At 70.1% G+C, this 13,156-nt stretch carries 13 protein-coding genes; 9 read left to right on the forward strand and 4 right to left on the reverse strand.

Annotation, left to right across the window (positions count from 1 at the left end; genetic code table 11):
* The first annotated feature begins 117 nt into the window (after positions 1-117).
* From P3T37_RS00045 to P3T37_RS00080, 8 genes are all read left to right on the forward strand, one after another.
* Complete coding sequence (locus P3T37_RS00045; RefSeq protein ID WP_280721242.1) at positions 118-1,503, forward strand: S53 family peptidase; 1,386 nt, start codon at positions 118-120, stop codon at positions 1,501-1,503.
* Between the two features lie 243 nt (positions 1,504-1,746).
* Positions 1,747-1,875: a hypothetical protein gene (locus P3T37_RS00050; RefSeq protein ID WP_280721243.1), complete on the forward strand. Its 129-nt coding sequence runs from the start codon at positions 1,747-1,749 to the stop codon at positions 1,873-1,875.
* A gap of 117 nt (positions 1,876-1,992) precedes the next feature.
* Positions 1,993-3,402 carry a radical SAM protein gene (locus P3T37_RS00055; protein WP_280721244.1) on the forward strand — a complete coding sequence of 470 codons (1,410 nt, stop codon included), beginning with the start codon at positions 1,993-1,995 and terminating at the stop codon, positions 3,400-3,402.
* Between the two features lie 8 nt (positions 3,403-3,410).
* Entirely contained in the window at positions 3,411-4,730 is a 1,320-nt protein-coding gene (locus P3T37_RS00060; RefSeq protein WP_280721245.1) for a YcaO-like family protein, read from the forward strand.
* Positions 4,731-4,732: 2 nt separating this feature from the next.
* Positions 4,733-5,524: a TfuA-like protein gene (locus tag P3T37_RS00065; protein WP_280721246.1), complete on the forward strand. Its 792-nt coding sequence runs from the start codon at positions 4,733-4,735 to the stop codon at positions 5,522-5,524.
* Between the two features lie 5 nt (positions 5,525-5,529).
* Complete coding sequence (locus P3T37_RS00070; protein ID WP_280721247.1) at positions 5,530-6,783, forward strand: MFS transporter; 1,254 nt, start codon at positions 5,530-5,532, stop codon at positions 6,781-6,783.
* A 3-nt stretch (positions 6,784-6,786) separates the two neighbouring features.
* On the forward strand, positions 6,787-7,530 hold the full coding sequence (locus P3T37_RS00075; RefSeq protein ID WP_280721248.1) for a cupin domain-containing protein: 744 nt from the start codon (positions 6,787-6,789) through the stop codon (positions 7,528-7,530).
* A 20-nt stretch (positions 7,531-7,550) separates the two neighbouring features.
* Positions 7,551-8,126, forward strand: coding sequence for a hypothetical protein (locus tag P3T37_RS00080; RefSeq protein ID WP_280721249.1), 576 nt, complete (start codon positions 7,551-7,553; stop codon positions 8,124-8,126).
* Here P3T37_RS00080 and P3T37_RS00085 read toward each other — a convergent pair.
* Positions 8,089-8,643: a GNAT family N-acetyltransferase gene (locus tag P3T37_RS00085; RefSeq protein WP_280721250.1), complete on the reverse strand. Its 555-nt coding sequence runs from the start codon at positions 8,641-8,643 to the stop codon at positions 8,089-8,091. The genes P3T37_RS00080 and P3T37_RS00085 overlap by 38 nt on opposite strands.
* Before the next feature lie 115 nt (positions 8,644-8,758).
* Positions 8,759-9,676 carry an AEC family transporter gene (locus P3T37_RS00090; RefSeq protein WP_280721251.1) on the reverse strand — a complete coding sequence of 306 codons (918 nt, stop codon included), beginning with the start codon at positions 9,674-9,676 and terminating at the stop codon, positions 8,759-8,761.
* A gap of 142 nt (positions 9,677-9,818) precedes the next feature.
* Between P3T37_RS00090 and P3T37_RS00095 the strand changes: the two genes are divergently transcribed.
* Entirely contained in the window at positions 9,819-10,391 is a 573-nt protein-coding gene (locus P3T37_RS00095) for an isoprenylcysteine carboxylmethyltransferase family protein (protein WP_280721252.1), read from the forward strand.
* Between the two features lie 26 nt (positions 10,392-10,417).
* Here P3T37_RS00095 and P3T37_RS00100 read toward each other — a convergent pair whose 3' ends face one another.
* Positions 10,418-11,764, reverse strand: coding sequence for an ammonium transporter (locus tag P3T37_RS00100; RefSeq protein WP_280721253.1), 1,347 nt, complete (start codon positions 11,762-11,764; stop codon positions 10,418-10,420).
* Positions 11,761-13,137: an ammonium transporter gene (locus P3T37_RS00105; RefSeq protein ID WP_280721254.1), complete on the reverse strand. Its 1,377-nt coding sequence runs from the start codon at positions 13,135-13,137 to the stop codon at positions 11,761-11,763. The genes P3T37_RS00100 and P3T37_RS00105 overlap by 4 nt, the downstream gene beginning before the upstream one ends.
* Between the last annotated feature and the right edge of the window lie 19 nt (positions 13,138-13,156).

Below are 13,156 nucleotides of genomic sequence, written 5' to 3' on the forward strand. Positions count from 1 at the left end.
TGGCCCGGCAAAGCCTTTCCCATAAGTACGACAAGCTGATGACTCATGAGGTGTCGTGCAGTCTCATGTGTCCCAGCCGTCGTCGACGGGATCAACCATCACCCCCAGGGGACACCCATGCGACGTACCACCCGCCGCCGCACCATGTCGGCGCTCGCCGTCACGGCGCTCGCCGCCAGCACCGCCCTCACCGGGGCGGGCACGGCCGGAGCAGCTCTGACGATCACCGCCGCCGGATCGGCGCACCCGGTGCCCGCCGCTGTCGGCCACCGGCTCACCGGGCACCAGTACCCGGCCCCGCTCACCATCGCCCAGTGCCAGGCGCAGCTCCAGTCCTCCTGCTACGGCGCCACCCAGCTGGAGCAGGCCTACAACGAGCACCCGCTGTTCAACAAGGGCATCACCGGGGCCGGCCGCACCATCGTGATCGTCGACTCGTTCGGCTCACCCACGATCCAGCACGACCTCGACGTCTACAGCGCGCAGTACGGCATACCGAGCGCCAACGTGAAGGTCGTCAAGTCCGGTACCGTGCCGCCCTTCGACCCCACCAACAGCGACATGACCGGCTGGGCCGAGGAGACGACGATCGACGTCGACATGGCCCACGCGATGGCGCCCGGCGCCAACATCGTGCTGCTGGAGACCGGCGTCTCGGAGACCGAGGGCACCACCGGCTTCCCGGAGATGATGAACGGTGAGGACGCGCTCATCAAGCAGGGCGTCGGCGACGTCATCTCGCAGAGCTTCGGCGCCACCGAGAACACCTTCCCCGGCTTCGACCAGGGCGACTTCTCCAGCCTGCTGAACCTGCGCTACGCCTTCAAGGACGCGGCCGCCCACGGCGTCACCGTGCTCGCCGCCTCCGGCGACAACGGCTCGACCGACGCCGAGTCGGACGGCTCGACGCTCTACCCCTACCAGGTGACCTCCTGGCCGCCCTCCGACCCGCTGGTCACCGGCGTCGGCGCCACCACCGTCAAGCTGGACGACAACGGCAACCGGCTCACCCCCGACACCGTCTGGGACGACCCCAGCACCAACAGCGGCGCCTCCGGCGGCGGCAAGTCCAAGGTCTTCAACCGCCCGCTCTTCCAGACCGGTGTCGCCAATGTGGTCGGCAACACCCGCGGCGTCCCGGACATCAGCATGCTCGGCGACCCGCTGACCGGTGTCTGGACGTACAACAGCTTCGGCCCCGACGACAACGGCTGGGAGCTGTGGGGCGGCACCAGCGTCGCGACCCCGATCTTCTCCGGCGTCGTCGCCCTCGCCGCCCAGGAGGCCGGCCACCGCCTCGGCAACCTCAACTACGGCCTCTACGCGCTCGGCGCCCTCCAGCAGGCCGGCGCCCCCGGCACCGGCCTGACCGACGTGGTCGGCGGCTCCAACACCTACAACGGCGTCCCCGGAGAGCCCGTCACCCCCGGCTACGACCTCGCCACCGGCTGGGGCACCGTCGACGCCTCCAAGTTCGTCCCGGCGATCGCGGCCCTCGGCTGACCCGACTGCCACACGTAAGAGACGCCGGCCGCCTTCGGGCGGTCGGCGTCTTTTGTTGTCCGGCATTCCGCCCGAGGCATTCCGACATGCGGGACATGAGAGAAATATCGGCCATGTCCCCTGAATTCATCCATTCGCGACAGGGACATTCCGTCAATAATCCGGACCAGTAGCCGCGACGAGTTTGCCTGCGACCGGGCCCGGGTAAGTCGCCTGGCGAACTACTGAGGAGGTGAACTAACTATGTCCGCAGCTACCGCAGAGATCATCGAGCAGGACGTCGAGCTCGTTGACCTGAGCAACCTCGTCGACGAGCTCTATGCCGAGGACCAGGTCGAGCGTCCTGGCATCATTTGCGAGATCGCCGCCTGATATTCAGGACGGCTGATATCCCGCTGACAACCCCCGGGTCCGCACGGTACCTTTCCGTCCGGCGGACCCGGGGGCTGGTCGGAGCTCTGCTTTCACTCTCGAAAGGGCCTGGTCGGCATGACCACCGATAAAGCAGTGGTACTCCCCAACGCGGACGGCTCGCGGGCCACGCTCTACGATCCGGACCGAATGTCGTTCGCCACACTTCCGTCCCATCTCGCGGAGCGGGCCCGGCGGTTCGCGGCGGCCAGTCACGGCGCCGGCGATCTGACCGCCGACGAGCGCCGGGAATGGGACGAGCTGACCCGGATCATTTCCGCTCCCTCCTTTCCGGTCCCGGCGGACAACAACAGCACCACGATCAACCAGCTGGTGATCGGCAACACCTACCACTGCAACATGGGCTGTACGTACTGCTACAACGAGCTCGACACCAAGGACAAGAAGGGCTCCGAGGTCCCGCAGGGGATGGCCTGGGAGACCGCCCGCACCAGCATCCAGCAGGTCCTCGACCAGGCGGACCCGGGCAAGCCGGTGCGGATCTTCTTCATCGGCGGCGAGCCGCTGCTGGAACGCGAGATCCTGGAACGCAGCGTGGCGTACGCGGAGGAGTACGCCGCACCGCTGGGTGTCAAGGTGCGTTTCAATGTCTACACGAATGGCACCCTGCTCACCACCAAGGTGCTCGACTGGTGCGAGGCGCACAAAATATCGCTGATCATCAGCCTGGACGGGCCGCCGGAGCTGAACAGCGACCGGGTTCTGCTCTCCGGGCGGCCGACCAGCAGGATCGTGCTGCGCAACATCCGGCGCATCATGGATTCCCAGACCTCACCGATGCGCCGGGTGCGCGCGGTCGGCCAGCCGGGCACTCCGCTGGTCGCTCTGCACAAATACCTGGTCGCACTGGGGTTCAACGAGGTCCACGTGCAGCCGATGTACAACAACGAGGGCATCACCGCCACCAGCGAGTCCGAGATGATAGAACTCCTGGACTGGTGGACGACCAATCTGGAGAACGGTGTCGTTCTCGACATCATGCCGTTCAGTGCCTTCTTCCAGAAGATCCTCCACCAGGGAAAGGCCGTCAGCTCCTGGTATCCGTGCCAGGCCGCCAGGAATGCCGTCACGGTCGGGCCCGACGGCCGGGTCTACTCCTGCCACCATGCGATAGAGGAGCCGGCGTTCGAGCTGGGCCACATCACCAAGGGCCTGCCGATCGTCGAAATCCGCAGCAAGCATTTCAAGCGCGTCGACGAACGCGAACCGTGCCGCGACTGCTGGGCGAAGCACATCTGCGGCGGCGAGTGCTACCACCGCTCCCTGTCCGCGGGCGCGGGCGAGTTCGGCACACTCCCGGCCGCCTGCCACGAGCGGAAGGCGCTGATCGGCTTCGCCCTGGACGCCTTCGCCCGGATCGCCAGGACGAACCCGCAGGCGCTGCGTCGGCTGGCTCTCGGAGACCTGACCTGCCCCGACCCGCAGGACGCGGCCTACGAGGCGGCCGACCTGCGCGACTTCGTGTGAGGTACCGCATGACCACGACGGCCCGCCAAGCAGCCCTCGACAGCCTGGTACCGGCTGCCGAGGCGATCCTGGCCGACGCCGACCCCCGCTGCGACCACGGCCGCTACGCCGCGACCGGTCGCCACCGGTCGCTGGAGGACAGCATCCAGGACGCCTGGAACCTGCGTGCGGTCTCCGGCGTCTCCCGCGTCGCCGACATCACCGGCCTCGACCGCCTCGGCATCCCCGTCTTCAACACCTATCGGACCACCGCGGCCCCCGGCAATCTGACCGTGACCTGCGGCAAGGGCCGGACCCGCAAGGCGGCCCTGGCCTCCGCCCTGATGGAGGCGCACGAGCGCTACTGCGGCGAGCAGCAGGGCCGGCAGGGCCCGGTGCTGACCGTGGCCCGGGCCCGGGAGCGGTTCGCGGAGGTCCTGGATCCGCGCGAGCTCGTCCTGGACACCAGGACCGGGTGGGAGCCGGACGCACCGCTGGAGTGGATCCCCACCAGGGACCTGGTGAGTGGCGCCGTGGTCCAGGTCCCGGCCGACGCGGTGTTCTCCCCCTACCAGGCACACGGTGCCCGCCTCTTCGCCAACCACTCGGACGGGCTCGCCTCCGGCAACTGTCTCGCCGAGGCCACCCTGCACGCGCTCTACGAACTGGTCGAGCGCGACGGCCGCTCGTTCGGCGAGGTTCTCCGACTGGGCCATCAGGTCGACCTGGACTCGCTGCCGCCGGACCTGCGCCGACTCGCCCGGACCTTCGAGGAGGCCGGCATCTCCCTCTCGCTGTTCGCCTTCCGGTCCTCGCTGGAGATCACCAGCTTCTTCGCCCTGGGCGACGACCGCCTGGCCGAGAACCCGATGCTGGTGAACGCCGGAGCCGGCTGCCACCTGAATCCGCTGGTCGGCGTCTCCCGAGCGCTGACCGAGTTGGCGCAGTCCCGACTGAGCGTCATCTCCGGTGCCCGCGAGGACTTCAGCACCCGGTACCGCGATCGCCGCGAGGAGACCTACCAGGCAGCGCACGAGCGGGCGGCCCGCTGGTCGCACGGATGGCAGCGGATCAGCTTCGACGAGATCCCGGACCACTCGGCCGGTGACCTGGGGACCGATCTGGAAACGGTCTGCCGGAGTCTGCGCGGAGCCGGCCTGCCGCGCATCCTGGTGGCCGACCTGACCCTGGCGGACCCGGCCGGGCCAAGGAGCCGCGGGAGTGTCGACGACGCCCTGCCGCGCGTCGTCAAAGTCATCGTTCCCGGGCTGGAGTTCGCCGCCAACGAGCCGTCCCGGGTCGGCAGCCGTTTCTACAGGTTCTACAAGCAAGCCCGAGGAGCGCGCTAGGCATGCACGGAGTACTGCAGCTGGAGGATCCCGACCTGCGCGGCGTCCTCGCCGGGCTCGACCGAACCGACCTGGTCGTGTTCGCCGGGCCGAGCCTGGTCGGCTCTCCGCTGGCCGAACTCGGCGGACACCTGATCCTCCCGCCGGTGCGGGACGGCGACCTGACCGCGCTGACGGAGCTGCCCGAACCCCCCGCCACCGTGCTCATGATCGACGGGTACTTCGGCGCCGGCCAGGCAGTGAACCTGACGGAGATCCAGGCCACCCTGCGCCAGGGGATCCGCCTCTACGGTTGCAGCAGCATGGGCGCACTGCGGGCGGTGGAGGCCCGTCCCTGGGGGATGATCGGCCTCGGCGCGATCTTCCTCGACTACCTGACCGGCGCGCGAACCTCGGACGAGAACGTCGTCCTCATGCACGACGACGAGTACCGCGCGCTGACCGTCCCCATGGTCAACGTCGACGCGCTGTGCGCGCTGCTGGCGTCGTGCGGTGTCGACCCGGACCGCTGCCGCGCCTACCGCCGCCGCGTGGGCGGGCTCTACTTCGGCGACCGGAGCTTCTCCGCGCTCCGCGCCCTGGCGAAGGAGTTCCTGAACGCCGGCGAGGAGGAGTCGGAACTCGCCCTGGCCCTGCACTACCTGGCTCCCGAGCGGCACGCCGCCTGGGACGCGAAACGCCGCGACGCGGAAACCTCCTTCTGCGACATCGTCCTCGGCCGGGCACCGCTGACCGTGCCGAGCGGGCTCGTCCCCGTGCCCGAGAACGTCGGTGCGCTCCTGGCGGAGGAGTAGCCGGCATGGTTCGCACGTACGGGCCCCGGTTCGAGAAGCTCTACGCGGCAGCGGTGGGCACTCGGCTCGGTGACTCCGCCCGGACCTCGGCGGTCGCCGTGCTGGGGGCGCAGCTGACCGGCAGCCCTGCGGTGCTGTCCCTGGTGTCGGCGATGTCGTTCGCGCCCTGGCTGCTCTTCGGGCTGCCGGCCGGAGCGCTGGTCGACCGGTGGGACAAGCGCCGGGCCTTTCTGCTGTCGGACAGCGTCCGCTGCGTGCTCGCGGCCGTCCTCGTGGTGGCCGCGCTGGCCGGCCGGATCTCGATCCCCGTGCTGATCGTCTTCGTCTTCGCGCTCACCAGCCTCCAGACGATCTCCGACAGCTGCTTCTCCAGCCTGCTGCCGTCCACCGTCCCCGAGCAGGACCTGGGAACCGCCAATGCCCGGCTCAGCGCCTCCCAGTCGACGGTCGGGATCGTCGCGGCACCGCTGGGCAGCTTCCTCGCGTCCGTCGGGAGCGCGCTGCCGTTCCTGCTGAACGTGGTGACGTTCGGCGCGGCCGCAGGCTGGGTCACCTCGCTGCCGGCCGACATCGACATCGACCGCGGCGGCGTCCCGGGGGCGGAGCCGGCGGCGCGGCGCGGGATCCTGCGCGGAGTCGTGCGCGACGTCCGCGACGGGCTGGGAAGTGTGCGCGGCCACGGCCTGCTGACCCTCCTGCTGGTCTGCGTCACCGTCAACAACTTCTGCAACGGACTCAACAGCGGCGTGCTGCCCCTGCTGGCGATCCGCACGGTCGGTGTCCACCCCAGCGGCTTCGGGCTCCTGACGGGAGCCAACGCCGCGAGCATGGTGCTGGGGAATCTGGCCGCCGGGCGGCTGGCCGCTCGTGGGACCGCGCACCGCCAGGTGGCCGGCCTGGCGATGGCCCTCAAGGTCCCCGGCTTCCTGCTGGTCTTCGGGGCGCACTCGCTGACGGCTCTGGTCCTGGGCATGGCCTGCCTGGGGCTCGCCGCGGGCCTGTGGAACGTCCCGGCGTCCACGCTCCTGATGGCCTCCGCGCCACGGGCCACGATCGGCCGGACCATGGCGCTGTTCCGGACCCTCTCGGTGGCGGGCATGCCGCTGGGCGCCGTCGCGAGCGGACTGCTGGCCTCCGCCGCCGGCATCCGAACCAGCGCCCTGGCGGCCGCGCTGCTGACCGCGGCCGTCCTCGTCGGCTTCCTCCGACGGGCCCGGCGCCTCTCCCCTCTCCCCGCCGTCTCACCTGGAAGGACCTGACCCGTGCCCTTCGACTCGGCCGCGACGCTGGAGCGCGTCTCGGAGTGCTGGAACGATCGCCACTGGATCGGCCGCGCGTCACTCTCCCGCGAGGTCAGTGCCGAAGGGGTCCTGACCCTGCTCACCGATCCCCACCTCCACTGGCCGTACCTGACCCTGGTCCGCTCCAGCACGCAGCCGGCGCTCACGGAGTTCACCGCCGGCGTCCCCGGGTTCCGTCAACGCGCGATCGACCCCGGCCGGCTCGCGGACCTGGTCGGGCAGGGATACACCATGAAGTTCCAGCGGCTGGAGGACTTCGACAACGCGGTCCGCGCCGAAGTCGCCGCATTGCAGGCCCATTTCGGCCTGGCCACCACGGCCTACGCGTTCGTCACGCCGACCGAGTCACGGGGGTTGAGCTTCCATCGGGACGCCTCCCACGTGCTGGCCGTCCAGTTGGAGGGGCACAAGGAGTGGGAGATCGTCCGCCCGGTGGCAGGCGCCAACCCGAACGCGGGCCTGGAGCCTGATCCGCAGGGTGAGCGGTTCACCTTCGTGCTGACCCCGGGCGACATGCTGTACCTGCCGCACGGCTGGCCGCACCGGGCCCGAACCACCTCGGACCGATCGACGCACCTCACCTTCACCCTGTCGCGCCCGCAGCCGTACGCCCTCGCTTCGCAGCTGATCGGTAGCGCTGCTGCGGGTGCGGGTGCGGGTGCGGAGTCGATCGCCGCCGCCGCCACGAGCCGACTGGGGCTCTGACCGTGACACAGCCCGACTTCATGACGGCAGTGGCAGAACTCCTCAGCGTCCCAAGGCTGGAGGGAAGCTTCCGGGTTCTGCGAGGCCAACAGGACGCGACCGACGAGTTCTCCGAGATGCGCTTCAAGGACCCGCGGCTCGGCGGCTACCTGGACCGGACGCGGGTCGAGGAACACCTGCTCGGCGACCCACTGACGCTCTGGATCCGCGGTGCATGGGCGCAGCACCGGCAGGGCCTCGACATCCCGCCGGACCGCAACCGCTGGATCGTCGCCCTCCCGCCGGGGGCGCAGCTGACCGTGAGCAGCCCGCGCCGCTCGTTCGCCGTCGCGAAGGCGGTGGTCGGCAGGATGGCGAACGCCCGCCCGCTGGCCTCCAACGGCACTCTCGCGACGGGCCTGACCGTCGAGTTGACCGCCGCGTCGACCGGACTGGTCATCCAGCTCGACTGGCTCTGCGAGACCACCGAGGTCAACCTGGCACGGGCCGCCGGCGCGGATCTCACGCCCAGCCTCGACGACTGGCACAGCGCGCCCCTGCCGGAACTGGTCGAGCGGATCAGGCAGGTGGTGCCGCAGACCGGCGAGCGCTCATGAGCACGCCCTCCCCTGCGGCGAAGGTGATCCCCTGGAAGCTGCGGCCCGTGCGCACCACCGTGAAGCCGAGCGCGAGGTGCAGATCGATCGAGGCGCGGTTCGCGGAGGAGACGAAGCACCGGACGTCCGTGTCCCGCTCCCACACCCAGGCCATCCGCCACCGGGTCAGCAGGCGGCCGAGCCCCCGCCGCCGCCAGGGGTGGTCCACCGTGACGCCCGTCAGGTAGTAGCCCCCCGGCGCCCCGTCCACCGGATGCTGCGGCAGGAACGCGACATTCGCGTACCCCGCGACCACCCCGCCGACGCGGGCGACCACGACGGCACGGCGCTCGTCGTCGAGCGCTCTCGCCAGGCGGTCGACCAGTTCCCGCTCGCTACCCCCGCGCACCCGCACCTGCAGCGCGGCGAGCACACCGAGATCCTCGCGGGCCGCCTCGCTCAGGACCGCGTCCAGCAAGGTGCGACCCGCGGGGAGATCCGGCTGGTATTCCGCGAACGACGCGCTGAGATCCGACACCGCCCCAGCCTACCGACGACCCGTCAGCACTCACATCGCCTCCCCGCCTGCCGTGAGACGGCGATGCCACCAGAGGTCAGCACGCCACGGCTGGCGATCAGGCAGCGTGCGGTCGTCAGTGGTGGGTGGGGCCCAGGGTCCCGTAGATGAGCGACAGGGTTCCCATCGAGGCCAGGGTGGAGAACATCACCGAGTCGCGGGCCAGGGTGGTGCTCAGGTTGTACTGGCGGGCGTAGATGAAGGCGTTCTGGGCGGTGGGGAGGGCGGAGCAGAGGACCACGGCGAGGAGTTGGTGTGGGGGGAGGTGGAGGAGGAGGGTGGCGGCGGCCAGGGCGATCAGGGGTTGGGCGAGGGTTTTGAGGAGGACGGCGACGCCGACTTCGGGGGTCAGGCGTTGGCCGGTTCCGCGGCCGTGCAGGGATATGCCGAGGGTGACCAGGGCGGTGGGGACGGCTGCGGCGCCGAGGAGGTCGCAGGAGTGGGTGAGGGCGGCGGGGAGGTGGAGGTGGGTGGCGGAGAAGAGGGCGCCGAGGGCTGAGGCGATGATGATGGGGTTGCGGATCGGCATGGTGAGCATGCGTCTGAGGCCGGTGGTGCCGCTGTCGAGCAGGGTGAGGATGACCGGGGTCACGAAGAGCACCTGGAACAGCACCACTTGGGCGACGAACGAGGCGTCGCCGAGCACCTGGAGGGCGACCGGGATGCCGAGGTTGGCGGAGTTGACGTAGCCGGCCGTCATGCCGCTGATCGCCTGGTCGGCGAGCGGGCGGTGGAAGAGGAAGCGGCCGGCCAGCAGACCGAGGGCGCAGACCAGGGCGGTGCCGGCGGCGAAGGCGATCATCGCGGTGCTGGCGAAGCTGCTCAGCGGGGTGCGGGCGAGCATGGTGAACAGGGTGGCGGGCATGGCCACGTGGAAGACGAAGCGGCCGAGCACCGCCTCCGCCTGCTCGCCGAGCAGCCCGCTGCGGGCGGTCAGGTAGCCGGCTGCGGTGAGGATCCAGATCGGGACGAAGGCGGCGAGCAGGGAGGACATGGGGATCATGATTCCACTCGCCGATCTTGGCGCGGCCGCCTGGGTGGAGAGGGTGGAGAGAAGCTGTCCACCCCAGGGTCCAGGTATTGAACTGCCGTGCTGCCTACGGTTGATGGTGAGTCGACGAGAGGCGGTGGTCGCGATGGGAACCCTTGCGCTCCTGATCAACCTGAGTGTGCTGCTCTGGATCGCAGCCGAGGCGGTGATGCAGTGGCGGCAGTACCGCAGCGGCGGACGGGCGGTGCGCACCGAGTGGCGTTCGCTGGGCGTGGTCGCGGCGGGCGCGGTGGCGGGGTACGTGCTGGCGGTGGCGGCGCTGCACGCGGTGCCGGGGGCGGACTTCGGCGGGCGGACGGTCACGCTGGCCGGGGCGCTGGTGGTGCTGTGGGCCGGGGTGGGGTTCCGGCTCTGGGCGATCCGCAGTCTGGGGCGGTACTTCCGCGGGGTGGTGCATGTGCAGGCGGATCACCGGGTGGTGCGGTCCGGGCCGTACCGGGTGCTGCGGCATCCCGCGTACACGGGGGCGCTGGTCGCGGTCCTCGGGCTCGCGCTGACCTTCGGGAACCTGGCCTCGCTGGTGCTGCTGACCGGCTGCAACCTCCTCGGTGTGCTCTACCGGATCCGGGTGGAGGAGGCGGTACTGAACGCCGAACTCGGGGACGCGTACACCGAGTACGCGGCGCAGACCGCGCGGCTCGTCCCCGGGGTGTGGTGACGACGGGGGGACGAGCCGCGCGGGGATCAGTCGGCCAGGTGCTCCCGGTCGTCCGCCGCGAGCATCCGGCGGACCTGGTCGAGCAGGGCGCTGGCGTCCGGGTCGGGCTTGTCGGCGGAGTCGACGGACCCGCGCAGGGCGTCGGCGATCTCCTTGAACTGGACGTCCCAGTCGTTCTGGTAGACCTGCTCGTGCTCCTCGGCGCCGCTGGGCTGGCGCAGGCCGACGGTGAGGTCGACCACCTTGCCGATCAGCGCGGTCATCCCGAACGAGAACAGCCCGAGCACCAGCACGGCGACCAGCTGCTTGCCGAGCAGGTCCCAGCCGCCGCCGTAGAACAGGCCCTTCTTGCCGGTCATCGCGCCGGTGGCGGCCAGGCCGACCATCACCATGCCGAACAGGCCGCCCCAGCCGTGGATGCCGACCACGTCGAGCGTGTCGTCCACGCCGAAGCGGTACTTCCAGCTGATCGCGAACGCGCAGGTCAGACCGGCCAGGAAGCCGATGATCGCGGCCCACATCATGTTCACGCCGCCGGCCAGCGGGGTCATCGCCACCATGCCGGTGACCGCGCCCATGCACATGTCGAGCAGCCCGACCTTGCGGGTGCGCAGGTAGACCGTCACCGCCCAGCCGGCCATCGCGGCGCCGGCCGCCAGCTGGGTGTTCATCACGCCCATCGCCGCCGCGCCGGGCGTGCCGAGCGAGGAGCCGGTGTTGAAGCCGAACCAGCCGAACCAGAGCAGCGAGAGGCCGATGACCACCAGCGGCAGGTTGTGCGGACGGATCTTGGTCCGCTCGAAGTCCTGGCGCCGGCCGGCGACCAGGGCCAGCGCCAGGCCGGCCGCACCCGAGCTCAGCTCGACGACCGTACCGCCGGAGAAGTCGACCGCGCCGACCTGCTTGGCGACCCAGCCGTCGGGCGCGAACACCCAGTGGGCCATCGGGATGTAGACCAGCAGGGTCCAGGCGCAGACGAAGACGATCCAGCCGCGCATGGTCGCCCGGCCGGCGACCGAGCCGCTGATCAGCGCGACGGTCACGATGGCGAACGACATGTGGAACACCGAGAAGATCACGGTGGGCACGCCGCCGGTGGTGGCGTCCATCCCGACCCCGGACATGAACAGGTGGTTCAGCCCGCCGATCACCCCGAGACCGCCGGCGTCCGTACCGAACGCCAGCGTGTAGCCGACCGAGAACCAGATGATGGTCACCAGGACCAGGCAGACGAAGCACATCTTGAGCATCGCGATGACCTGGCTGGTCTTCACCATGCCGCCGTAGAAGAAGGCCAGCCCGGGTGCCATCAGCAGCACCATCGCGGCGGCCATCATCAACCAGGCGCTGTTGCCGGTGTCGAGTGCGGTCACTTCTCCTGCTCCCGCCGTGACAGCACCTCGCGCAGGTCGGCGAGCAGCTGGTGGTCCGCGGCGGCCGGGTCGACCTCCTGCGCACCCGCGCCCACCGGGACCGGCACGCGGGCCTGCGTCAGCCGCGAGCGGATCTCCGAGATGGTCTCGTCGTCGTAGGCCAACTCCTCCTCGTGGCCCGGGACGTGCTCGTACTCCTCGTCGGCGCGGAAGCCGACGGTCTTCTCGATCACCTTGGCGATCAGCCAGGTGGCCGCGAACGAGAAGGTCGCGCAGGCGATCACCGCGACGGCCTGGCGCCACAGCAGCGAGACGCCGCCGCCGTAGAACAGGCCCTTCTTGCCGCTCATCTGGACGGTGGCGAACAGGCCGATGGCCAGCGTCCCGACGATGCCGCCGAAGCCGTGCACGCCGACCACGTCGAGGGTGTCGTCGTAGCCCATCTTGTACTTGAAGTTGATCGCGAAGGCGCAGACCACACCGGCGATGAAGCCGACGGCCAGTGCACCGAGCGGCGAGATCTCACCGCAGGCGGGGGTGATCGCCACCATGCCCGCCACCGCCGCGCCGGCGACGCCGAGCATCTCGACGTGGCCGAGCTTCCACTTCTCGATCAGCGGCCAGCCCACCATGGCGCCGGCGGCGGCCAGTTGGGTGTTGAAGAAGGCCATCGGGGCGGTGCCGCCGGTCTGCAGCGCGGAACCGGCGTTGAAGCCGAACCAGCCGAACCAGAGCAGCGCCAGGCCGACCACGACCAGCGGCAGGTTGTGCGGGCGGATGGTCTCCCGCTCGAAGTCCTTGCGCTTGCGCACCACGATCGCCACGGCCAGGCCCGCCGCGCCGGAGTTGATCTCGACGGGCAGGCCGCCGGCGAAGTCGAGCGCGCCCAGGTGCGAGGTGACCCAGCCGTCCGGGGCGAACACCCAGTGCGCCAGCGGCACGTAGACCAGCAGCGTCCAGGCGACCGCGAACCAGATCCAGCCGCGCATGGTCGCCCGGCCGGCGATCGAGCCGCTGATCAGGGCCACCGTGATGATGGCGAAGGCCATCTGGAAGCAGGAGAAGATCACGGTCGGGATGCCCGTGGAGCCCCAGAGGCTGGTCATCCCGACGTCGTGCATGAACCAGTGCTTGGGCGTGCCGATCAGGCCGAGGCCGCCGACGTCCTTGCCGAAGGCCAGGCTGTAGCCGATGGCCAGCCAGAGCAGGGTGACCACGGCCAGGCAGACGAAGCTCATCTTGAGCATCACCAGGACGTGTTTGGTCTTGACCATGCCGCCGTAGAAGAAGGCGAGGCCCGGTGTCATCAGCAGCACCATCGCGGTGCTGGCCATGAGCCAGGCGGTGTTGCCCGTATCGAGCGTGGTAGGCATCCGAGGGTCTCCCGGGTCG

Source organism: Kitasatospora sp. MAA4, assembly GCF_029893355.1.
In the GTDB taxonomy this organism is placed as follows: Bacteria; Actinomycetota; Actinomycetes; order Streptomycetales; family Streptomycetaceae; genus Kitasatospora.

What these genes read in the sequence shown, in the direction of transcription:
- P3T37_RS00045 (WP_280721242.1), top strand. Translation starts at nt 118, where the DNA reads ATGCGACGTACCACCCGCCGCCGCACCATGTCGGCGCTCGCCGTCACG.
- P3T37_RS00050 (WP_280721243.1), top strand. Translation starts at nt 1,747, where the DNA reads ATGTCCGCAGCTACCGCAGAGATCATCGAGCAGGACGTCGAGCTCGTT.
- P3T37_RS00055 (WP_280721244.1), top strand. Translation starts at nt 1,993, where the DNA reads ATGACCACCGATAAAGCAGTGGTACTCCCCAACGCGGACGGCTCGCGG.
- P3T37_RS00060 (WP_280721245.1), top strand. Translation starts at nt 3,411, where the DNA reads ATGACCACGACGGCCCGCCAAGCAGCCCTCGACAGCCTGGTACCGGCT.
- P3T37_RS00065 (WP_280721246.1), top strand. Translation starts at nt 4,733, where the DNA reads ATGCACGGAGTACTGCAGCTGGAGGATCCCGACCTGCGCGGCGTCCTC.
- P3T37_RS00070 (WP_280721247.1), top strand. Translation starts at nt 5,530, where the DNA reads ATGGTTCGCACGTACGGGCCCCGGTTCGAGAAGCTCTACGCGGCAGCG.
- P3T37_RS00080 (WP_280721249.1), top strand. Translation starts at nt 7,551, where the DNA reads ATGACGGCAGTGGCAGAACTCCTCAGCGTCCCAAGGCTGGAGGGAAGC.
- P3T37_RS00090 (WP_280721251.1), bottom strand. Translation starts at nt 9,676, where the DNA reads ATGTCCTCCCTGCTCGCCGCCTTCGTCCCGATCTGGATCCTCACCGCA.
- P3T37_RS00095 (WP_280721252.1), top strand. Translation starts at nt 9,819, where the DNA reads ATGGGAACCCTTGCGCTCCTGATCAACCTGAGTGTGCTGCTCTGGATC.
- P3T37_RS00105 (WP_280721254.1), bottom strand. Translation starts at nt 13,137, where the DNA reads ATGCCTACCACGCTCGATACGGGCAACACCGCCTGGCTCATGGCCAGC.